Annotated in this window: 20 protein-coding genes; 9 read left to right on the top strand and 11 right to left on the bottom strand. The window is 50.8% G+C overall.

The window, feature by feature from the left end:
* Positions 1-38: 38 nt before the first annotated feature.
* Positions 39-752: a hypothetical protein gene (locus B036_RS0126850; RefSeq protein WP_020571818.1), complete on the top strand. Its 714-nt coding sequence runs from the start codon at positions 39-41 to the stop codon at positions 750-752.
* Between the two features lie 119 nt (positions 753-871).
* Here B036_RS0126850 and B036_RS0126845 read toward each other — a convergent pair whose 3' ends face one another.
* Both B036_RS0126845 and B036_RS0126840 read right to left on the bottom strand, forming a co-directional pair.
* Positions 872-3769: a PD-(D/E)XK nuclease family protein gene (locus B036_RS0126845; protein ID WP_026232382.1), complete on the bottom strand. Its 2898-nt coding sequence runs from the start codon at positions 3767-3769 to the stop codon at positions 872-874.
* 273 nt (positions 3770-4042) lie between these two features.
* On the bottom strand, positions 4043-4423 hold the full coding sequence (locus B036_RS0126840) for an START-like domain-containing protein (RefSeq protein WP_020571816.1): 381 nt from the start codon (positions 4421-4423) through the stop codon (positions 4043-4045).
* A 195-nt stretch (positions 4424-4618) separates the two neighbouring features.
* On the opposite strand from B036_RS0126840, the gene B036_RS0126835 reads away from it, so the two are divergent.
* A complete protein-coding gene (locus B036_RS0126835) occupies positions 4619-5488 on the top strand; it encodes a sigma-70 family RNA polymerase sigma factor (protein WP_026232381.1) in 870 nt (289 codons plus the stop codon).
* A 108-nt stretch (positions 5489-5596) separates the two neighbouring features.
* On the opposite strand, the gene B036_RS0126830 is transcribed toward B036_RS0126835, so the two are convergent.
* A complete protein-coding gene (locus B036_RS0126830) occupies positions 5597-6295 on the bottom strand; it encodes a hypothetical protein (RefSeq protein WP_020571814.1) in 699 nt (232 codons plus the stop codon).
* 122 nt (positions 6296-6417) lie between these two features.
* Positions 6418-6996 (bottom strand): hypothetical protein, encoded by a 579-nt coding sequence (locus B036_RS0126825; RefSeq protein WP_020571813.1) that lies wholly within the window; start codon positions 6994-6996, stop codon positions 6418-6420.
* Positions 6997-7505: 509 nt separating this feature from the next.
* On the opposite strand from B036_RS0126825, the gene B036_RS0126820 reads away from it, so the two are divergent.
* Complete coding sequence (locus tag B036_RS0126820) at positions 7506-8045, top strand: RNA methyltransferase (RefSeq protein WP_020571811.1); 540 nt, start codon at positions 7506-7508, stop codon at positions 8043-8045.
* Between the two features lie 19 nt (positions 8046-8064).
* On the opposite strand, the gene B036_RS0126815 is transcribed toward B036_RS0126820, so the two are convergent.
* The 3 genes from B036_RS0126815 to B036_RS0126805 all read right to left on the bottom strand — a co-directional run bounded on the left by B036_RS0126815 (position 8065) and on the right by B036_RS0126805 (position 11343).
* Positions 8065-9792 carry a tetratricopeptide repeat protein gene (locus tag B036_RS0126815; protein WP_157472497.1) on the bottom strand — a complete coding sequence of 576 codons (1728 nt, stop codon included), beginning with the start codon at positions 9790-9792 and terminating at the stop codon, positions 8065-8067.
* A 278-nt stretch (positions 9793-10070) separates the two neighbouring features.
* Positions 10071-10784 carry a protein phosphatase 2C domain-containing protein gene (locus B036_RS0126810; protein ID WP_264758383.1) on the bottom strand — a complete coding sequence of 238 codons (714 nt, stop codon included), beginning with the start codon at positions 10782-10784 and terminating at the stop codon, positions 10071-10073.
* Positions 10785-10827: 43 nt separating this feature from the next.
* A complete protein-coding gene (locus B036_RS0126805) occupies positions 10828-11343 on the bottom strand; it encodes a PepSY domain-containing protein (RefSeq protein WP_026232380.1) in 516 nt (171 codons plus the stop codon).
* 301 nt (positions 11344-11644) lie between these two features.
* On the opposite strand from B036_RS0126805, the gene B036_RS0126800 reads away from it, so the two are divergent.
* The 5 genes from B036_RS0126800 (at position 11645) to B036_RS0126785 (ending at position 15068) form a co-directional block, all read left to right on the top strand.
* Entirely contained in the window at positions 11645-12073 is a 429-nt protein-coding gene (locus tag B036_RS0126800; protein WP_020571807.1) for a VOC family protein, read from the top strand.
* A gap of 71 nt (positions 12074-12144) precedes the next feature.
* Positions 12145-13824, top strand: coding sequence for a T9SS type B sorting domain-containing protein (locus B036_RS0126795; protein WP_020571806.1), 1680 nt, complete (start codon positions 12145-12147; stop codon positions 13822-13824).
* A gap of 139 nt (positions 13825-13963) precedes the next feature.
* Positions 13964-14134, top strand: a complete 171-nt coding sequence (locus B036_RS33830) for a DUF6435 family protein (protein ID WP_020571805.1) — start codon at positions 13964-13966, stop codon at positions 14132-14134.
* A gap of 67 nt (positions 14135-14201) precedes the next feature.
* Positions 14202-14360 (top strand): DUF2256 domain-containing protein, encoded by a 159-nt coding sequence (locus tag B036_RS34500; RefSeq protein ID WP_071596815.1) that lies wholly within the window; start codon positions 14202-14204, stop codon positions 14358-14360.
* A 57-nt stretch (positions 14361-14417) separates the two neighbouring features.
* Complete coding sequence (locus tag B036_RS0126785) at positions 14418-15068, top strand: cytochrome c oxidase subunit 3 (protein ID WP_020571804.1); 651 nt, start codon at positions 14418-14420, stop codon at positions 15066-15068.
* A 104-nt stretch (positions 15069-15172) separates the two neighbouring features.
* On the opposite strand, the gene B036_RS0126780 is transcribed toward B036_RS0126785, so the two are convergent.
* Together B036_RS0126780 and B036_RS0126775 are read right to left on the bottom strand one after the other, a co-directional pair.
* A complete protein-coding gene (locus B036_RS0126780; RefSeq protein WP_020571803.1) occupies positions 15173-16000 on the bottom strand; it encodes a methyltransferase domain-containing protein in 828 nt (275 codons plus the stop codon).
* Positions 16001-16065: 65 nt separating this feature from the next.
* Complete coding sequence (locus B036_RS0126775) at positions 16066-17025, bottom strand: hypothetical protein (RefSeq protein WP_020571802.1); 960 nt, start codon at positions 17023-17025, stop codon at positions 16066-16068.
* Between the two features lie 259 nt (positions 17026-17284).
* Between B036_RS0126775 and B036_RS0126770 the strand changes: the two genes are divergently transcribed.
* Positions 17285-19435, top strand: coding sequence for a S46 family peptidase (locus B036_RS0126770; RefSeq protein WP_020571801.1), 2151 nt, complete (start codon positions 17285-17287; stop codon positions 19433-19435).
* 178 nt (positions 19436-19613) lie between these two features.
* Here the strand turns inward: B036_RS0126770 and B036_RS0126765 are convergent, their stop codons facing one another.
* Positions 19614-20108, bottom strand: coding sequence for a phosphoribosyltransferase family protein (locus B036_RS0126765; protein WP_020571800.1), 495 nt, complete (start codon positions 20106-20108; stop codon positions 19614-19616).
* A gap of 116 nt (positions 20109-20224) precedes the next feature.
* Positions 20225-22501, bottom strand: a complete 2277-nt coding sequence (gene glgX / locus B036_RS0126760) for a glycogen debranching protein GlgX (protein WP_020571799.1) — start codon at positions 22499-22501, stop codon at positions 20225-20227.
* Positions 22502-22826: the final 325 nt, after the last annotated feature.

The raw sequence follows: 22826 nt of genomic DNA, 5'->3' as shown, positions 1-22826 counted from the left end.
TTGGACCATTCCACAGAAAAAAATTAAATCGCGGACTAATGTCATTCACTTTCCGGCGCAGTTTACTGTTTGCCGGGCTGTTTGTGGTATTTACCATTGTTGGCACCCTAACCCATGAGCTGGGTCATATTGCGGTGGCCAGATGGCTTGGGTACCAAACAACGTTACATTACGGCAGTATGACCTGGCACTCGGGCCCGCTAGATGATCGCCTCAATGCCATCTTAATCCGATACGGTGGTGAAATAGAAGAAGATATCGACTTCCCCTCAAGAGCCGAATACTACCAGCTGGAAGCTGCCAGGCTGCAGCATGTGTTTTGGATGACGGCAGGTGGTCCCATTCAAACCATGGCTACCGGCTTGGTTGGACTTTTAGTTTTACGCTTCCGCTCCATTGAACGACGAACATTCTCTTTTAAATGGATCGACTGGTTAGCTGTTTTCTTGGCCTTATTCTGGCTACGGGAAATCTTCAATCCTCTTGCTTCCATTATTGGGTGGCTTTATAAAGGGACTAAAATTTCTTTTCGATTCTCTGGTGATGAACATCACCTTTCTCAAATGTTGCAACTGAAAGGATGGGAATTCCCTGTACTATTTGGCCTTTTGGGTACAATGATTGTTTCCTACGTACTCTTCAGCTTAATTCCAAGAAAGGAGCGAAACGCCTTTATTGCCGGAGGGGCCATTGGTGGATTAGTTGGTTACTGGCTTTGGATGGAGATATTCGGTCCGCTGGTACTTTCGTAGCATAAGAAGGCGCGGCCGCAGGTGCTGGGAAATGTTAATTGAAGCAGACCTTCCTTTTATCCTTTGCTCCCTTTATCCTTTGCGCTACACCTGCGGCCCCGCCCCAAAAAACTGAGGCTCTATCGCACCAGCCCAATCAAGCTCCGGTAATCATCAAAACGGGCATCCCCTTCTTCCATTTCCAACAGGTCATCATGGTTAAGGTCTAGATATAGGTCTTCGAGATCGCCAAGGGTTTCCTGGCACCGGACCTCCACCACTCCTTCCCGGAATTGATCCCAACGCCAGTTGGCCGTCGCCCGAATCTTCTTCAGCGTTTCCACCTGTACGGCACCGGCCTCTTCCGAACCCGCTACGGTCTCGATATTGGCAAATGCCAGTTCATTACGGGCCACCATCAAGGCATCCCGCAGCACGTAATAGGCGGTATGAACCGTTTGCGGCGGCGTCCCTCCTTTGCGGCTAAGCTTCCCCTCCTTATTCATCTCCATGTGTTGGTGAACGAACTCCGCGTAAAGACACAATTGTACGTCCTTGGCATTACGCAACAGGTTCTTGAAAACCGTTTTTCCCCGCCACTTCAGGTCAACAATGGCCACTTCGCTGGTACCGTTATGCGCACGTTCAAGCACCAGATCTGCCCGGCCTTTGACGGGTTGCCCACCCATTCGTTCCAGTTCACCAGCAAGTACTTCTTCCGACCCAAGTATCTTCCAGCCATTCGCCTGGATATAATGCACCAGCGACCAGGCCGCGTACTGCATCGTGCGGACAAACTGTACCCGTTCCGGCTCCTGACCATACTCCAACAAGATAGCGCCCTCATTTCTCAGAAGTCGAAGCCAGTTATTGTCAATCCATTTTCGGACATCTTCCCGTTTGTATTCCCGGTCTTCCTCCCTGATTGTGTTCAGCAATTGTTCGATGAATAGATGACTGAGATTTCCGCGCAGTCGGTTTTCTCCGGCAACGGAAAGGATAGGCCTGCCTTTCAACTTAAGTTGATGGCGGAAGACCCACTTGTACGGGTAGTACAGCAAATCCTCCAACGCCGTTGGTGTTTCCGGATCACGTTCTCTGATGGCCTGCGGCCGATCAATATGCAACTGGGCCACTGGCCCGGCTAATGGTTGGACCGGTACCGGAGCAAAGCCCGGAGTCTTGTAGCCCGCCAACACTGCGGGGCGTTCGCCCGCAGCATCTACCGCCACGGTGATGCGGTCCAGCGCCCCGTCGGAAAAAGCAGCTTCGAGGTCACCCAGCAACGGATGTGCTTCGACTACACTACCGTCGACCCGCTCCGGCAAACAAAGAATTAATTGTTGGCGGGCATGGAGCACCGGCCGAAGCTGCCGCCAGGTGGAGAGCTCATTCTGTTGGTCCGGACCATTCAGTTCTACCTTTTTATCTTTCAGCCAAGCCAGCTCATCGGGGTAATACCGACTGAAGAAATAGTCGGGTTCATGTTCGATGAAATCCCACCAGACCACCCGCTCCGGGGCATCGCCATCTGGCAATTTCAGGACGGAGGCCGGGGCAAATACGGTATCCGGCGCGCCATCTTCTTTATACTGAAACTGGGTGGGCGCCGGCTCATATACCGTACGAATAAGGCGTTCTACATCGAGGTAATTGAGTTCCGTCTCCGGTTGTACGTCGAGCAACTCCATGGCGCGCTGCGCCTGGGCGGCCAGCACCAGTAAGCCGGTGTTCTCCTGTCCGGACGTTTGATCCTTGTCTTTTTTCTTACTGTCTGAATAGGCTTCAAGTGCCCATTCTCTCAGGGAGTTGAGCAGGTCACGCAGGTCAAACTTAGGAACTTTCTGATCGCGGGGATAGCGGCGGCGATCAAACCAACTGTCATATTGCGCTCTGGTGGAATCGATCCGGGTCTTTGACCAGCCGCGTTTTTCCTCCATCTCCGTAAAATAGCCGTTCAGCATGCCGTACCAACGTGGGCCAAAAAGGCCCGGCGTATCCGCCAGGAACTCAGCGATGCGTTGCCCCAGCCGCCAGTGTAGCGGTTTAGTTACCAGGCTGACGAATTCCATTACCCGTTCGATCTCAATAGGATCCCATAGAAAAGTGGTAATGAGTTTAAGTACCTGGAGGCTGGGCCGGGCCAGACTCGCTGAAGGTATCCCCAAACTGGGCAGCCCTTCAGCTATCAGGGCATTATCGAGCGTCTGCGTTCGTAGGGAAAGCAAAATCCCGGGCCGCCATTCTTTGTTGTCCCGAAGTAAGCGTGCCAGGTAAGCCGCGAGATGGGTCTCCCGCTCTGCCCTCAACAGGATAAGGGAGCCATCTCCAACCAGCTCAACTGGTGCGTTATCCGTAGAGATCGCATCAAAGAGAGACGGTTGGCCGGTAGTGGGCGTTTTCAGCCCGCTAAGTTTTCGTTGCCAACGGCCCAGGTCATTATTGATCACCGGAGCTTCTGGCTCCGGTAGTTGGCTGACCGTATCCCCGGCCTCCTCCAGGGAGGTCAGCAAACGGCGGAAGCCAGGGGGCAGTAAATGCCGGGGTTCATTGACCAGAATGGTAAGCCGGGGATGACGTTTCTCGGCGAGAGCCGCCAGTAGTAGGATCAGGCGGTCTGTCGTCCCGGGCAGGAGTTGAAAATCGTACCGATCGTCATACAATAATGCTTCGAGCTCATGCAGAACGGTGATACGTTCTGGCGTTTCCTTTGCCGACGCTGCAGATAAGCGGTATCCTGCCGCCAGTAATTCGTCGCGACGTGAGAGGAGTTCCGCGGCAGTAGCACCTTGATCCGCCTTAAAGGAAGCCTGATAAAAAGGAACGCGATCGCTGGTTTCCTGGTGGGCATTGATCAACTGCCGGTACTGTTCCGTACGAAGTGCCTCTCGGTTAATCGCCGGCGCGCCCAAAGCATAGAACCCTTCGAGGTAACGCAGTAGTCCGGCAGGAGACATAGCTGCTATACGAGACGTATTAGCTGACAGCGCGGGAAGGGTTTTAGGATCGGAAAGGGTCAGGCCTAAGAGTATGGTCATGTATTGAGGTAGTCTTGTAACGCGAATCAAGAGCTAAAATAAGTACTTACCCGTTGAAACAGTCGTGCCAGCCATCAAATGGTGAATAATTGAAGGAGAGAATAACCGACCGCCGCAGGCAGTAGCGAAGCTAATGACTACCGCACAAAGGGACTTGCTCCGCTCGTAAGCATTACCGTAAGAAAGTAAAATAAGAACTGTACCAATCAATTTGACGAAGCAGGCTTTCCGTTTTTTCTTGCGCCACAAGGCGACAAGGCCGTCAGACTAAACTTATCCGCCCATCTTGGCCTTCATGCGGGTGAGCTGCGACTCCCATAATGCACGCTGATCTTCGACTTCATCGTCATCAGCAAAGTCGGTGACGTAGACAATGGTTTCGCCCGTTACCGGACTTCTGGTAATGTTAAATTCCAGGTATTCGTCATCATCATCGGAATCTTCCCAGGAGAAACGAACCATGTCCGCTTCTTTGTCTTCGATCAATTCTGCAATTTCAGCAGAACCTTCCCATACGAAGGTATAGGTCTGGTCATTGACATCTACTTCGTCGCAAAACCATCTGGTAATACAGGCGGGGTCAGTGAGAAATTGATAGACAATTGCCGGGGAAGCCCGGCAGATAAATTCGTAAGTAAACTTAACGCGTTCCATATCAGTTATTTGGGAGGGATGAAGTGGGGCAATTAAGGTAAATAAAACGAGACTACCAAAATTCTTTTTCAAGCCAACCTATTATGCCTATTTGTTGTTTGGGTTATGTGTGCGGCAGATTTTAGCTATAAGCTATTGATTTTTAGGGAAAAAACCCGTAATTTTGCGCGCGCTTTTAAAAAACGTCAATCCTGTATGAGACAGCTAAAAATAACTAAGTCGATCACGAATCGCGAGAGTCAGTCGCTCGAAAAATACCTGCAAGAAATCGGTAAAGTAGATCTACTGCCCCCCGAGGAGGAAGTTGACCTGGCAAAGCGGATCAAGCAGGGAGACCAGATCGCGCTTGAAAAACTTACGAAGGCCAACCTTCGTTTTGTGGTCTCCGTAGCCAAACAATACCAGAACCAGGGTCTTTCCCTGAGTGACCTGATTAACGAAGGTAATCTCGGACTCATCAAGGCCGCACAGCGCTTTGATGAAACCCGTGGCTTCAAATTCATCTCCTACGCCGTTTGGTGGATTCGCCAGTCGATCCTACAGGCGCTTGCTGAGCAAAGCCGGATTGTCCGTCTTCCTCTCAACAAAGTAGGCAGCCTTAACAAGATCAACAAGGCTTTCTCCATGTTGGAGCAGCAGTTTGAGCGTGAGCCCAGCAGCGAAGAACTTGCTACCCAACTGGAAATCGCTCCCGAGGAAGTAGAAACTACCCTTGGCGTTGCTGCCCGTCACGTTTCTATGGACGCTCCGTTCGTAGAAGGCGAAGACAACAGCCTCCTCGACGTACTGGCCAACACTGCCACTCCAGGCACGGACTCTGCGTTGGAATACAAAGAATCCCTCCGTCGCGAAATCGACCGTAGCCTCGGCACCCTTACGGAACGCCAGTGTGACGTGATCAAGCTGTACTACGGTATTGGCGTTGAGCACCCCATGAGCCTCGAAGATATTGGCGAAAAGTTTGGCCTGACCCGTGAGCGGGTACGCCAGATTAAGGACAAGGCCATCAACAAACTGCGCGGAGCCAACCGTTCTAAGCTGCTGAAGAATTACCTTGGTAATTAATTAGTACTTTGCTTTTAGATGGCCATCGGCCTTTAGATTTCTATACTATAAAACAGCCACCGTTACGTTGTAGCGGTGGCTGTTTTCGTTATTATTACCAGAGTTGTACTAATCCTCTTCCGGGACTTCATCCTCCCAGGCCTTAGTTTCGTACACAGCTACTGGGTTGTAGGCTTCCAGCCAGTAATCTGAGCTGGTCACCGTAATCAGGTGATCATCACCATCAATGACGACACTTGTCTCCCAAATAATGAATGGAGCGCTGGGAAAAGATGATCCGGTCAGCTCCTTCTCGAAAAGCCGGTGGAGTAAAGCGTGGCCGTCCATTCCTGCTGCCAGGAGCCTAAGTAAGAAAGCTGCTTCGGGATCATTTAGAAATGTCCGTCCTGCCGTTTTAACCGAAGTAATACGCAATTCAAGCCGGCAGGCCTCAGGTTTAGGGAATCCTCCGTTAAAGGCATCATAGAGCAAACTGGCGGCCCGAAAAAACTGACGGTGTTTGTCAGGCTCTGGATATTCTTCCCACAGGGATTCCGTATCCATTTCCTGAGCGCAGTTCTCTAGCTGTCCCTTGGTGAGGGTACCCTCCGGGAAAATATAGTTGAGTAGCAACAGAGCTGCTTCGTCTTTGGGCATATCTGCCAATGACATTTTGGCCATCTCTTCAGCGTCAGCGGGAGACAATTCGGCGGTATCGCCGTATTCGGTCAACTCGAGAATTTGGAGATAATCTTTCGTTGTCCAATCTCCGGGTATTTCCCGGATTTTCTTGCTCGAAAGCAGCTGGACGGTATAAGTTGGGTGCATGGGTTTTCCAGTGAAACACCGTGGCCTTCAGGAAGTTGGCACGGTTTGCCCTTAAACTTTCTTTGCACCTGCGACCGCGCCAACTTGTGTTGCAGGCTTCCCCGAAAGGAGCTAGAGTCTTCCTAAATCGCTGCGTTCAGGATATTGATCGTGATCCGGTAATCCTGGCGAATAATAATATTTGAGTTAGCTCCGGAGCCCGTCAGTACGTAGCCGCCGCTGGTCAGGTTCGGGTAATCGTTGACACAAAGGTTAGAGCCATCGATGATATAAACGGGATACTCCGCCTCGGCCAGGGCGCACTCGCCTTCCGCGAAATTGAAGAAGACCCGGTTACCCGGAACAATGCCACTTAAAGCAATGGCAGCATCGGGCCTGGAACAAGTGTAACCAAAGCCCCCCTGAAGATTTAGCCATTCGATACCACTTTCGTTGTCTTCCCCCAGCAGCGTTATTTCAACGACGTCATTTTGGGTCATAGAAAGGGAATAATCTGAATCATTGACGATACTGATTGCGCTGATGGGCCCCGAAGGCGTAGTAGTTCGGGTTACGATCTGCCAATAAAGATCTGGTGCGGTACGGTCAGAAAAGTCTATTTCTATAGCTCCTTGCTCTCCCCCACAAGGATCACAGGCACAGCTAAAGAAGACCAGGAAAGCTGCCAGAAGGCCAAGAAAAGTGTTTGTTCGGTTAGTCATGGTATGGTGTTTTTTACCCCGACATCATTGCCGGAGCTACAAACCTTTATACCTTCTGGTACCGCATTCGTTACAACGCTTTCTCAATACTGCCGTGGGACCGTGCGCACCGACCGGTTCTTAAAACGCGGTCCGCTTAACCGCTTACGCAAGACAGTAACCTTTTTTGCTTTCCTTTTTCCAGACCAACGGGAACGTTTAAGGTTTTTGTACCTGGGGCCTTTGAGTTGCTGCCGATTCTGCGGCAGGATTATAACTTCTGCGTGCCCGGCACGGCCCGCGGCCTGGGGATTCTTTACTTTTGGGCCCGCATGAGAAGAAGACGGGTCTGCTTTAGTTACCAAACCTTTGCTTGATATAAACCGGATAGCCGTTGCCGACGACCTGGCAGCAGGTTGAGCCACCACGAAATTTGTGGCAGTTATTAGGAAGGTTAACAACATTAATGTTTTCATCAGCTCAGGTCTTTCCTGAAAAAATCTCCTCGCTAAAATAGAAAATTCTTCTGAATGACGCATCGTAAAAAATCCATGGCTGAGTTACAGCGCCTCACACCGACGGAATATGCGGGCACCGAAAAAATAACGGTATCCATTTTGCTCGATGATATCCGGTCTGCCAACAACGTAGGCAGTATTTTTCGCACGGCGGATTGCTTTGCGCTGAAGCATGTCTACCTCTGTGGCATCACCGCAACCCCACCCCATCGGGATATTCTGAAAACAGCATTGGGGGCCACAGAGACGGTTTCCTGGAGCCACCATGAGGATTCCGTTAGCCTGGTGCAAGCGTTAAGGGGCGACGGTGCGCAGGTGCAATGTTTGGAACAAACAGAGCAAAGTGTGCGGTTGCGCGACTTCGTCGCGCCAGCCAACCAGCATCTGGTCCTGGTGGTCGGAAATGAAGTGAACGGTGTCTCCCAGTCCCTTATCGATGCGGCCGACGGCACCATTGAGATTGAGCAATTCGGAACTAAGCACAGCCTGAACGTTGCAGTGGCTACGGGTATTACGGTTCATCAATTATCCGTGCTTTACCGGCAAGTGTAATCCATTTTTAACGCAAGCCTTAAGCAACCTGGCGGTAACTTCCTTTACCAAAGTTGTCAACGTGCTCCTCCAGAGAATCTTCGGTTGCCAATGCTAATCGTTTGCGCAATCTGTTTCGGGTCTTCTTCACGCCCCCCGAGGAAATACCTAGAATAGTGGCAATTTCCCTGGAAGTCAATTTCAGTTTCAATAGCAAGAAAAGCCGCTGTTCAGCGGTGGTCATATCATTGAAAGAAGTACGAAGCTTTTTGAGAAACCCGGGGTGGGTTTCTTCAAAGTACACCTTGAAATCCGCCCAATCTTCTTCAGTAAGGATGGTACGATCCAAAATATTGTAGTGCTCAAGCTCTGGCTCCGCCAGCGGATCCAGCTCACCATCAGGTGACTCCTCATCAGTCTCAACCTCGGTATCTTCTACCTCGCTAAGCTTTTTCTCTCCCACCAATATGGCCGTATTCTTTTCCAGCAGTTGCCGGGTTAGTCTTCTCAGGTTTTTACTTCCTTCTTCAATTCTTTTTTTAGCGATTCGCACCTGTAATCTCCAAATAAAAACTGTGAAAAAGAGTAAAATTCCCAGTCCGCACACGATCCATAAAAAGCGCTCTGATCGTGCATTTGAAAGGACTAAATTCTTTTCTGCAGTAGCCAGTTCCAATTCCTTTTTGGCAGTATTGAACTTACTTTCAATTTCCGAAATCTGCTGAACAGTTCTTTTACCGATAAGCGTATCCCGTATGGCCAGGGAAGAATCTTTATACAGGTATGCCTTCTGATAATTTCCTAGCTTAATGTACACCTGCTCCAGCCCCGCATAAATGCCAATCCTGCCTTCTACAAGGCCATAATTCCGGGAAATTTGCAAACTTTTATTATATTGGGCTATCGCTTTATCATACTGACCGGTGCGCCAGTAGGCCTCGGCAAGGCTATTATTAGCAAGGGTGATAGAACGTCCATTGGTCCCTCTTTCCCGGATCTCAATCACTTCTTTTAACAATGGAATTGCTTCGTCAGATCGAAACCGCATATTTAAGTAACGGGCGAAATTAGTTTTAGCTATTGCTACGTCGCTCTCACCTCCGTACTTTTCCAGCAAAACTATAGCTTGCTCATAAAATAGCTCAATGGTATCCGCCTTACGCTTGAACAAATACATCGCGCTTAACTGTTCCAGACTTCTGCCAACACAGAGGCTATCTCCGGCCAGCCGACACTTATCCCGGGCATTGAAATAAGCGGCAATACCTTCATCCGTTTGCTTGAGTAAGGCGTGCAACTGCCCCCTCAGGAAGGCCACCGCTCCCAGGTATACGGGTTTATTACTTCGTTCGGCCAGATATTCCGCCTGCACCAGGTACGTTGTCGCTGCGGGAAAATCCTCACGGCGCACCTCCTCCCTGAACATGTAATTGTATCCGTGTATCATTAACAAGGTATCGCCTTCTGCCTCAGCCTTTTGAAGAAATTCCTCGTGCCGCCGATACCTCTCCTCAGGAGATAAGCCCAAAGTAGCGGGAGCAGGATCGTTTATTTTATAACTGGTGCTATAATTAACCTGGCCGCATATTTCATTACCTCCCCCAACTAAGAAAAAGATAAGAATTAAGCAGGTGAAAAATACGCTTTTATTACCCGTGCAAGAGCAATATTCCATCCAGGGCCTGCTTAAGGCAGGCCGGGATAAACTTAGTTGTGTTAGACGATTGATAACTGTTATGTGTTTTCTCAAAAAATGTACTCGATACAAATAAAATATTTTTATTTAACTCCTATCCGAACCTGGTTTATTTGCCAATTTCCCCTCCTTAAATCTTTAGTTTTATCGGTTTTTTTCTCTCATAAATCCAACCTGCAAGAAATCCAGAAGTAGTCGTTTTATGGTTTTGTTGGTAAAATACTCCGCCCTGCTGACAAAGCTTATGTCTTCACCTGGCTTCTTTATAAAACAGTAGTTGAAGTCATAGTAAACAACGTGGACCAATACGAAGTGTTCGACCTGAATGGTCAGCTGCGCAGAGAAATCCGCTAGTAGGATAGCCTCACTACCGTCAAATCATCCGAAGCCTTTAGGCCAAAAGTATTACTGATGTACATTAGTTTTCTGCGGTAAGTATTTTCGGCAGGCCCTTCTTCCCGGTCAAGGAGGAGATAAGTGAGCAGCTCGTCTTCCGTGACCGGTCGGTAGGAATCATGACTGAAGGCTTTAAAAGAAAAAACACCATCGGAAGCCATCGCCAGGTCCAGAAAGTCGCTGGCAGAAACACGTTGCGTCAGGCTGTTCCAGTAATCTTCAAAATCCTCCGCCAGATGATAACCGAGGTAATCAGGTTTATTCTCCTGATTAAACTCTAAAATTTCCTCGTCACAGGCAATAACGCCGTCCCCGATAACCACAATTTCGGCAGAACAATCGCGGGTATTCACTATGGCCAGCATTAGGGTACTGAGTATTTCCGTGTCGGAGAGATCCAGGTCAGCCTTGAGCCGACGGAGGTCGGCAAAGAGGGCGCCCAGTGTCGCTTTCAGAAGTTCAACGCTAGTGGGGTTGGTACGTTCGGCAAACGTCCTAAGGTTCGTCTGTCGCGCAATTCGACGCAGTATTTTACGGATAAGGCCAGCAGCGAAATGAGGGTCCTCTCCCATAGAGCAGCCGTCCATCACCGCGAGCAGCTGGTGACGATCGGTTATTTCTTCGGAAATAAAAGCATCTTCGTTATGATCGGTATGATGTGTCCCGATCTGGGAGTAGGTCAGAATTTCGATAGCGCAAAGTTGGGCCTAATTACACAAATAGCATAATCAGGATGAGGATAATTCCCCCTGCGGTGAAAAGTAAACCCTTACGCAAGATCTTTCCCCCTGGCATGTACATCCAGAAAGCAGAAATTACAAAAAACAACAGGCTCAACCCAAAGAAGATGTTGAGAAAGTAGAGTGGATCCTTAGTGGTTGCCTTGTGCAGGTGCGTGAGCTTGTCCAATACGAAGGGCAACTCCTTTTTAGAATAGGTCACTTCTCCGGTAGCCCGGTTATAGCTGCCGTCGTCGAAGTAATCCATATCGCCTTCGGTGCGCGTGAACTTCAGGTTCTTAAACTTGATGGCCTGCCCGAGCGCTGGTCCGCTCAGTTCAGCCGCTACCGTTTGTTCAATCTTTATTTCCTGCTTGAAGGTGTCGTTATTCCGGAAGATCAGTACGATACCGCTAATGGCGTACATGGCCATCACGCCGGCCAGGAAAAAGCCGAGGTAACGGTGGATGACGCGCATTTTGATCGAAAGAGGTTCTTTGTTAGCCATGAAAAACTCGATTTTGGGGTAATTATTAATTTCGGGCAGCAAAAGTAAGCTATTTAGATCAGGTCCAAAGAGTAATTTAACGTTTTAGCGGAAAGAAAAGCTTAGTTCGGCTCGCACAGTGGTGGCCGGAGTTGGTGGCGGTTTTTTTTACCACCCATCTGCAAGAAACGCGACCAGCTCATGGCCCTTCAGCCTTTTTCCATTATCCGCCCTTTGCACCTGCGGCCGCGCCCCTAAAATATGTTCCAGCACCGTACTTTAGCCCCGCAAAATACTCCCTCACCATTTAATCCATGAAGCCATGATCCAACCTTTCCACCTCGCCGTACCGGTAGACGACCTTGAAGCTGCCCGCCATTTCTACGGTACCGTACTCGGCTGTCCTGAAGGCCGCACCGATACGGAATGGATTGATTTTGACCTGTTCGGTCATCAGCTTGTCGCTCACCTGGCCCCGAAAAAGCAGGAAGCAGACCACCGCAACGAAGTAGACGGAAAGCACGTCCCCGTGCCTCATTTCGGCGTCGTACTCGAATGGCAACAATTCGACGATTTTGCCGAGAGACTGCGTGGTAAAGGTGTCAAATTCGAAATCGAGCCCTACGTGCGCTTCACCGGCCTGCCCGGTGAGCAAAACACGATGTTTTTCTATGATCCCGCCGGCAATGCGTTGGAATTCAAAGCGTTTAAAGACATATCCCGCCTTTTTGCCAAGCAGCTTAACGGATAAAAGGTTGTACCGACAAGAGCTGTCGGCCACTAAGAACAAGCTCCTTCACTACGCCTTAGAACCCAACCATTATGCGCTTACTCTTAATCGGCCTGACGAGCTGTTTTTTGTTGGCGGCGCATCCCGGCGAAACAAGTAACATACGCCCGACGCCGCTCTCCCGGGAAGATTGCAGCAACGGCTTAGACGACGACGGTGACGGAATGACCGACCTCCGCGATCCGGACTGCAGCTGCCACCCCCGCCCCCTGCCCATTGGCCCGGAGTTGATCACCAACGGCGGATTCGAGGAACTGGCCGATATTGCGGAGTGTACAGGCTGTGTGTCTCTTTTCAGCAGCGACAATTGCCCCCTCGGCTGGCAACAGGAGAGCGTCAACCTCCACACCCCATGCTACACGGCCGCGAACCCCGCCGTCAACATCGGCTACGTCGATGGTGCAACCGGCAATTATCAGGGCGTTGGCGGTTACGGCCGAGCGAACGAAAGCCAACGCCAACAGGAAGAATACCTGGCTACCCAGCTAGATGATGCGCTTGAAAGCGGCCTTGCCTACCGCTTCGCAGCTAATTTCTCGCTTCCGGAAGCCGGGCTGGACGGCATCAATGAGGCCGCCGTTCACCGCATCGTCATCCTCGGCAGCCGAAGCGGCACCCAGTTGCAAGTCTCTCCTGAACGGTGCTATTCCGAAGCTCCGGCGTGGGACCAACTGGCTACCATAAATATCGTGAAGGGTCGCCGGGCCAGTTTCACTAACTACGTCACAAGCTTCGTTGCCGGTGCTAATTACCGCTACCTGGCCATCGCCTCCGACTGCTGCCAGGCCGGAGAAGATACTTTGGCGGAAAACCTGACGTACTGGGCTATCGATAACGTAAGCCTGAAGGCCGCCGACCTCGACCCCATTGAGGCCGACATAACGTTCTTCCCCCGGAGCTGCGATCAGGATCTGCTTCTATGCACAAATTCCCCACCCGGGGTCTGGTCTTACCAATGGTATCAGGACAGCGCAGCCATCGTTGGCGCAACGGAAGAGTGTTTGCCTCTGGCCTATAACGCAGCGCGGGGGCAAAATTTTTCCGTCTGGATCACCGGTCCCGACAACTGCCAGATTCTCAGCCGCACCCTACCCATCACGCTTGACTGCGGACCACAGCCAGAAAACTGTACCAACGGGTTTGATGATGACGGCGACGGACTAATCGATGAACTTGACCCGGACTGCGACTGCCAGGCGATTGATTTCGACCTTCGCATCAGCGCTTCGCCAGCCGTCGTTGCGTTTGGAGAGCGCACTGATTTGCAGCTCACCACTATTGTACCATCGGCCCTCATAAGTTGGTCACCGGCGGAAGGACTGAGTTGTAATGATTGCCCCTCCCCCAGCCTGCTGCCCATGGTTTCGGGCGTGTTCACCGCTACGGTGCTCGACCCAGAAAGTGGTTGTACCGCGAGTGATTCCATCAGAGTTTCCGTGTTACCCGATCGGTCGTTGTATTTGCCCGATGTCTTTAGTCCCAATGCCGATGGGCTCAACGACGTTTGGCGTGCGTACCCCGGCCCGGGCGTGGAAAATTTACGGGGTCTCCGGGTATTTGACCGATGGGGAAATTTGGTATTTAATTCCCCCACGGCGGAAGCCTGGGAAGGGCAGGAGCGTCCGGCAGGTTACTACGTTTTTCAATTATTGGTCCGCTTCATCGACGGGCATGAGGAGCGGATCGATGGCAATATCTTACTGATCCGCTAAATATTTCTGGGCGCGGCCGCAGGTGCAATGAAAAGACTTTTAAGGGCAATGTTCTTTTCACACCTGCGCCCGCGCCGAAAAAGCACTGATCTTGCAACCATCATTACCTTACCCCGTTACACCTAAAAATCAATCGACTATGTTTGGACTATTCAAGAAAAATCCCACCAAAGAATTAGATAAAAAGCACGAACGTCTGCTTGAAGAAGCCATGCAGCTTCAACGTAACGGCGACCTAAAAGGCTACGCTGCCAAGCTCACCGAAGCAGAGGCGGTAATGGATGAGATTGTTAAGCTATCTAAGAAATAGGGAAGTCCTCAGGAGTTAAACAGTACTGCAATGACTGTTTGACTCCCCCGACTCTCTGACTAAAGCAATGGCGCACAAAAAGCCCCACCTCCCCACCAAAGTTTGCCCCGTTTGTGGTCTTTCCTTCTCCTGGCGCAAGAAATGGGAGAAGAACTGGGATGACGTGAAGTATTGCTCCGAAAAATGCATACGAAATAAGAATACCGTCAATCCGTCAGATCGTTAAGTAGTCAAACAGAATGGCCACAACTACCTGATTTCTTGACTCCCTGACTATCTGATTATGGAAAACCGGCCCTACGAACTGCCCCAAGTTGACGAAGCGGATCAACAAAATGACGGCTTCGCCTTTCACCCCAAGAATGTCTTTCTGACGCTGTTGCTCTTCAGCCTGACCATGCTGTTCCTGGCCCTGACCGCCGCATTTGTTTACACCAGGATCCAGAGCAACCTCCCCCCCATCAAACTGCCCATTCTGTTTGTCTTCAACACAGCAATTCTACTTGCTGGAAGTTACACCATGATTCGGGCCAAGCGAGCCTACCTCGCTGATGATACCAGACAGTACACCAATATGTTGTGGTATACCATGGGGCTATCCATTTTTTTCCTGGTGATGCAATGCATCGCCTGGTACCAGCTTTTCGATCAACAGGTGTACATTACGTCCGACAATTCCGCTGGCTACCTCTACGTCATTAGCGGATTACATTTCGCCCACGTCATTGGTGGTATCCCATTTCTTGGTGTTTTCCTTTACAAGGCAAGGAAATACATGAAAGAACCCGTATCTGTCCTGGTCTACTTCTCTGACCCCGACAAACGGCTCAACCTCCGCCTCCTTACCATGTATTGGCATTTTCTGGACGGGTTGTGGATCTACCTCGTGCTGTTCTTCTTTATTAATCAGTTGATCTGGCAACTGGGAGGATAATGGTCAGGTTGTCAGGTTCTCTGGTTGTCAAGTTTTCTAGTTGCCAGATACCCCGACACCTAAAACCTTGACAGCCCCACAACTTGATGCAGCCTTTGGCTGCTTTACCCGTTCAACTTCTGAAACAACAGGATGCCCCACCCAAGGTGTCCTTCCTGCCCCAGGGCGGTAAAGTCTTCGCAGGCCTTAAGTCGTGCATCCACGAAGGCCCGGCTACTTTGCTTTACCAGTTTGGCTTCATTTTCCCGCAGGATTGCGGCAAGTTTCGTGAAGTGAGTGGCCAGATGCTGTGGTCTTTCGATGGTAAAGATTTGCTGAAAAAAGCCGCGTTTAGCGTCCATTTCATACTGACTGAGGGTAGTTAACTCCTCTACCGGCAGTTCAGCGATTCGGGCATTAACGCTTTCAGGGAGGTCTTCATTAGCCAGGATGGCACTGAAAACCAGGCGGCCTTCAGGTTTCATGACCCGGTGAATGGCGCGGAACATAGGCTCCTTTTGGTCCGTAATACTGAAACTGTCCTGAGCGATTACGTAGTCGAAAGTATCCGGCGCATAGGGCATATACTCCACAGAACCGTAGGTAACGATTACCTTTTTGGTGAGTTCCAGCTTGTCGATTTCAGCCTGGTTAAAGGCGTTCTGCTCATTGTCATCGTTGAGACAATCGACTTTACAGTTGTGGGTTTCAGCGATGTAGCGGGCAGCAGTACCGAAGCCGGACATCAGGATTAGGATCCGGGTACTGCGGTTAATTTTGGGAAAAAGGCGCAACATCCGGTCCGTAGTGGCCCGGGCGGCCTCAAAAGGGGTAAGGTCGGCTTCGTCGTACAGCCCGACGTGCAAATCATCACCGCCCCAAATGTTACGGTAGATGGTTTGTGATTTCTTGGCTTCGTTAAAACTAGTTGGCGGCGTGATAGCTTCTGACATCTATTGGGGTAATTTATACTAATACAACACTCGTAGTAGCATTTTGTGCGATGTCTTACCCAAAATCAAGGAATTAATAGCTTCGACGATCGACTTCTTTTCCGGGCTAGTTTTTCTAACCGTTGGCGGGTTCGTCCTATGGAGAGGGGATCTTTTGCGTTGTACCGGGTCAGGCCAATGATAAAAGTATTGGGCCCGGTCAGTAAAGGAGTAGCATTTTCAGCACGGCCAAACCCAGCTACGATCATACCATCGGGGCTGTCACGGGCACCTATTTCTTCATTTCCGAGGTAGCTGATGTGATCCGGCTTGGTGTCCGGGGTCGTTTGCATCATGAAAAAAACATAGGGGACGTGGTCCTCTCCGAAATACATGTATCGGTGCTGGGCACGATAGATTTTGTTGGCGAAATGGTCATGAATCACGTAGCTGGGGTCGGTCAGGTCGGTAGCCCAGAAAGTTGACCGGGGTTGATATTTACCGCCGGCGGGACCTTCGTAGAGGAACCAATAAGGCTGGTCGTCGGGTGCTTTCTCTACTTCGAGTTTTGCGGCATTGGAGTAGAACGTCCAGGTCCAGGCCCACTCCCCCGAGAGAGAAACGGTATGAATTCGATTTCGGCCTACGACGCGGCTTTCACATTTCTGGTGGCCGGGGTGGCCAACGCCATCGTCATCCCCTCCGTACACCAGGTTAGGTAAACCGCGGTATTTGGTGGCAGCGGCAGCTGGGTATTCGGGGGCTTCGTCGTCGTTGTAGCTCACCCAATCATTGCCGAGTTTGTCAAAAATAGAACTAAAGCCTCCGGCGACCGGATCGTAGAAATAGGTGGCCTTAGCGGTCTTAATTCGGAAGTGCTCCCGGCCCAGGTGGTTCACTACGCTGATTTTCCGGATACTAGGCTCATCTGGTTCAGTATCGTTCGCGAAGAGTTGGCCGGAGCCAATGGAGTTGGCTTTTACGCTGAGCGGCGTCGAAGCGCAGGTGCATAAAAAGAGTAAAAGAAGCAGGGTTTGTTTCAGCATTGTTCTGCGTAGCGTTATTGATTTCTAGCTCCAACCGCTGCTGGTGGCGTCGTGTTCGGCTTGCCTTTATCCTTACTTTGCACCTGCGGCCCCGCCTAACCAACGAAAACGAGGGCCACACTGATCCTTCGGATCGGCGCTTGCCCCTCGCTACAAGAGGCGGACCTCCGGCCCTGCCACACCCTCTGCTCTCCCCAACACAACGCAAGCCGCCCTCACGACGTTACTTTTCCGGATTCATCAAATCATCTACTCGAACATGCATAAATTATTCCTCCTACTTTTCACCTTTTGCTTTCCTCTCCTGCTTGCTGCCGGCGGCGGAATGTGGCTTCCTTTACTGCTCGAAAACCTCAATGAGGAAGAAATGAAAGGCATGGGAATGAAGATCACTGCCGACGATGTTTACAGCATCAACCAGGGCAGTCTTAAAGATGCCATCGTCCACTTCGGCGGTTTCTGTACCGGCGAGGTCATCAGTGATCAGGGCCTCGTTCTCACGAACCACCACTGTGGCTTCAGCGCCATCCAGAGCCACTCCAGCCTGGAAGATAACTTGCTACAAGATGGTTTTTACGCCCAAACCAAGGCCGACGAAAAGCCCAACGCTGGCCTTTTCGTCACCTTCATCGAACGAATTGAAGACGTCACCAAGCGCGTCCTGGACAACGTTGAAGACGATATGTCGGAAGCAGATCGCTCCGCCAAAGTCGCAGAAAATCTGAAAGAACTCCGGGAAAAATTCAAGTTGAAAGACCATGAAGAGCTGATCGTAAAACCGTTCTACGATGGTAATCAGTACTTCGCCTTCATTACTAAAAAATACACCGACGTACGCCTGGTGGGTGCCCCACCCTCTTCCATTGGCAAATACGGTGCCGACACCGACAATTGGGAATGGCCCCGTCACACTGGTGATTTCAGCCTCTTCCGCATCTACACTGCCCCAGACGGCAGCCCGGCAGATTATTCGGCCGACAACGTGCCAATGAAGCCTAAAAAACATCTGGAAGTTAGCCTCAAAGGCGTGAAGCCAGGCGACTTCTCCATGATCTTCGGGTTCCCCGGCCGCACCGACCAATACCTGACAGCAGAAGCCATGAAACAGCGTACGGAGGTCATTAACCCCATCCGCATCGGCATGCGCGACCGTAGCCTCGCCGTGATCGATTCGGCCATGCGCGCCGACAAACAAATTAAGATCGACTACGCCAGTAAACAGGCACGCATCGCCAATTCCTGGAAGAAATGGCGCGGAGAAAGCGAGGGCGTTGCGGCCGTTGACGGCATCAAAAACCGTTTGGCCATGGAGCGTGAGTTCCTGACCCGCCTGCGAGCTAAACCGGGAGAGCAGGCCACCTACAAACCGCTCATTGGTGAACTCAACGATCTCATCAGCAGGCAAGAGGACGTGGCTAAAACCAATGCTTATGCCGCCGAACTGAACTACAACATCGACCTCTTTCGGATCGCCAACATCCTCCGTCGGCAAGTCAAGATTGCCGATGCGAGTGGCATCGAAGCCTTCAGGCAGCGTCTCCCCGGTATCATCAATTACTTAGAGGGCTTCTACAGCGGATATAATCCAAAGGTAGACCAACAAGTAGCTAAAGCTTTACTGCCGGTTTATTACGAAATGGTACCAGATGAACACCTGAGTTTCTACGTAAAAGATCAAGTCGAATTCGCCGGTTCCATGAACCGGATGATTACCGATCTCTTTGAACGCAGCTACCTCACGAAAGGTGATCGCCTGGTGAAACTGTTGCAGGATGATCCTGAAAACGCTCTGAACCTGATTCGTGGTGACATTGGCTACCAGTACGCCGCACAGTTGAACATGCACAATGAGAAAAGGGTCGTTGACATTTATAACGAGTACCAGCAGCGCGCAGCGCCGCTGCAGCGAAAGTATATGAAGGGCCTGCTCCTTTTCTTCCCCGAGAAACGACTGTACCCTGATGCCAATTCCACCATGCGCGTCAGCTACGGTAAAGTAGAGGGTTTTAAAGGGCTCGACGGCAAAAAATTCGATTTCGTCACCGACCTCGACGGCGTTATCGCCAAGTACAAGCCCGGCGACTATGAGTTTGACCTGCCGTTAAAGTTAGTCGACCTCCATAAGGCCAAAGACTACGGCAAATATGCCATGACAAACGGTAAACTCCCCGTCTGCTTCCTTGGCTCCAACCATACTACCGGTGGTAATAGTGGCAGCCCGGCCCTCAACGGTGAAGGGCAGCTCGTCGGACTCAACTTCGACCGCACCTGGCAAAGCACCATGAGTGACGTGAATTACGACCCGTCAATTTGCCGGAACATCATGGTTGATATTCGCTACGTACTTTTCCTGATCGATAAGCTGGGAGGAGCTCCGCATCTGGTGGAGGAGATGACTTTGGTTAAGTAAAAGAGTCAAACAGTCAGGGAGTCAAGTAGTCACGTAGTCAGGTCTAGACGCTATGCTTCGAGTGTAGTGCTCAACGCATAGCGTCTAGGTCATGCATTAGAAAAAGCTACAGTTCAGAAGATGACGATGTAACTGAAGAATTTCGTGAGGAGCTCCACTCCTTGACTCTCTGACTATTCTATTCCAACACCGCCACATCCCCCTCACCTCCTCCGAAGTTGACCAGGACGTTGTCCCCGATGGTTGTTGAGAGGTCCATACCGCGGTAGGTCACGTATACGGGCCATGACTTATGCCGGCGGTCCACAAGCACCGCAACTTCAATCTTGCTGGGTAGAATATTCTGCAATGGTTTGAGGGCATAGAATAACGTACGGCCGGTATTGGCAACATCATCCACCAGCAGAACAGCCTTACCTTCGAGCTCCGCCAGATTCCCTTCCAACAATGGTCCGGGTACCAGCGGGCTGGCTGGGCTGATCGTCAGTTGCCGCAAGCCTATCGGCGCAGAAGAAAGCTCATGTAACACCGCCAATAATCGGCGGGCAAACTCCATACCCCGGTTGTTGATGCCAATCAGGTACAGTTCGTCTTCCTCGGTATTCCGCTCAAGGATTTCCACGGCCATACGGTTGACTTTCTGAGCGATCTGTTTTTCGTTGAGCAGCTGCATACAATTGGTCTGTTGGTCTTATTGGTCTGTTGGTTTTATTGGTCTGTTAGTCCGCTAGGGCATTGACCCAGCCACAAGATACCAATAGTCCCAATAGCACCAACGGCCCAATAAGACTATTCTTGGATCATCTCCCACAACTTCCGAACCTGGTCCACTATATTAACCATCAACTTACCTTCCGGCGTACGGTTGGCTTCCATCGTTTTAAGTCTGTAGAGTGAAAGGGAACGGGGTGCAAGAATGATCTCAGTATTTGCTGGTGTTTCCTCCTCAGTAGAAATGCTGTCTTTTTCCGTATTGATAACGCATTTCCAGTGTGTGAGGTCCTTGACCCCAGGCAGGGTGAAATTGACGCCCTCCCGCCAGGCATTGAGGATCAACAGGAAGATGTCGTCTTTGACCGGGGTCCCCTGTTCATCGAATTCAACCATAGCCCCGCCGTTCAGGATCATCCCCAGGCTGCCGGTACGGGAGTCCGACCAGTCTTGTTGGGTCATTTCCGTCCCCGTGGCGTTGATCCAGAGGATATCTCCCAGCGTGTTGTCTTCCATCTTCCGGCCGTTGAAGAACCGTCGACGATGGAAAATGGGATTTTCCTTACGGATTTTGATCAATGCCTTAGTGAAATCATGCAGCTTCTGCTGTTCTTCAGTCCAGTCCCAGTTAAACCAGCTGATCTCATTGTCCTGGCAGTAAGCGTTATTGTTTCCGCCCTGAGTTCGTCCGTATTCGTCGCCCATCGTCAGCATCGGAACGCCCTGACTCAAGAAAAGTGTTGCCAGCATATTACGCTGCATCTTACTGCGCAGGGCGTTTATCTGGGGGTTTTCCGTCGGGCCTTCCGTACCACAGTTCCAGCTGATGTTATGGCTTTCGCCATCCCGGTTGTCTTCACCGTTGGCCAGGTTGTGTTTTTCGTTGTAGCTGTAGAGGTCCCGTAAGGTAAAGCCATCGTGGGCAGTGATGAAGTTAATACTGGCTGATGGTCGGCGCCCTCCGATCTCGTACAGGTCCGACGAGCCGCTGAGGCGGTAGGCCAACTCTCCTACGCCTACTTCATCGCCACGCCAGAAGGAGCGGATGTTGTCACGGTACTTACCGTTCCACTCCGACCACAGTACGGGGAAGTTACCTACCTGGTAGCCACCTGGGCCTACGTCCCAAGGCTCCGCGATCAATTTTACCTGGCTGATGACCGGATCCTGGTGGATGGTATCCAGGAAAGTACTCAGTTTCCCTACTTCAAACAGGCCGCGGGCCAGCGCACTGGCCAGGTCAAAGCGGAAACCGTCGACCTTCATTTCCGTTACCCAGTACCGGAGGCTGTCCATCACCAGTTGCAGAGTACGCGGGTGCATCATGTTCACGGTGTTACCCGTTCCCGTATAATCCATGTAGTACCGCTTATCGTCCTGCTTCAGCCGGTAATAACTCCAGTTGTCGAGGCCTTTCATCCCAATCATCGGGCCATAGTGATTGCCCTCTGCGGTATGGTTGTACACCACATCGAGAATAACCTCCAACCCGGCCTTATGGTATTTTTTGACCATATCCTTGAACTCCCGCACTTGCTGGCCGGCGTGACCACTGGACGCATAATCGGCATGCGGAGCGAAGAAACTCTGGCTGTTGTATCCCCAGTAATTCCGTAAGCCCATTTTGACCAGGCGATCGTCCTGCACGAAGTGGTGGACGGGCATTAACTCGATCGCCGTCACCCCCAGGTTTTTCAGGTATTCGATGACCGAGGGGTGTGCTAATCCAGCGTAAGTCCCCCTCAGTTTTTCAGGCACTTGGTCGTTTAGCTCCGTAAAACCTTTAACGTGAGCTTCGTAGATGATCGTTTGGTGCATCGGCAGCTCCGGCCGTTTTACTCCCTCCCAATCATAGCTGGTATCAATGACCACTCCTTTGGTCAGATAAGGCGCGGAGTCCTGTTCATCCATTTTCAGGTAACGGTCAGTATCCTCGTCATGAATGGGGTAAGGGTATACCGCATCGTGCCAGTCAATGGTACCGTCGATGGCCTTGGTGTAAGGATCGATTAACAGCTTGTTCGGGTTGAAAATTTTCCCTTCCCCCGGGTTCCACTCGCCAAAGGCACGGAAACCATAACGCCAACCCGTCTCCAGTTTAGGGATGAAGCAGTGCCAGACCAGGTCCGTTTGCTCCATCAGCTGAATACGGTAACGCTTATGCTTTGTCCCTTTTTCGGGAAACAGACATAGATCGATTCTGGTGGCATGTTCGCTGAACACCGCAAAATTCACGCCTGCAGGTGACCAGGTAGCACCCAATGGGTAAGGCTTTCCGGGCCAAACCTCTATATCTCCAAATTTTCCGTAGGCACGTATTTCCTGCTCATCACAGATTTTGATGGTCTCGATCATAGGATGTAGTAACCGCTTGAACGGGGGAAGGTTTAGGGAGGTTCCTGAGAATTTGGTAAGACTTTGTGTTGAAAACATATAAACGTACTTATATGTAAAGGGTGTAGGCACATGCATTACATACAAGTATGCTTATATGCAGGGCGCGGTCGCAGGTGCAGGGAAAAGTATTAAAGGAGCACGGAAAAAGAAGACTGTTTAGACCTGCGATTAAAGCGGTTAAGGCCTTATCTTCTTTTAATCTGCTTGTTCAATTTCTGATACATACGCATAGAATAATTCGAAGCGCATTCGTCAAATCACCATTACATTTGGTCCCTGTCAA

Source organism: Neolewinella persica DSM 23188 (genome assembly GCF_000373105.1).
In the GTDB taxonomy this organism is placed as follows: domain Bacteria; phylum Bacteroidota; class Bacteroidia; order Chitinophagales; family Saprospiraceae; genus Neolewinella; species Neolewinella persica.
This window is presented reverse-complemented; position numbering and strand designations above follow the sequence as displayed.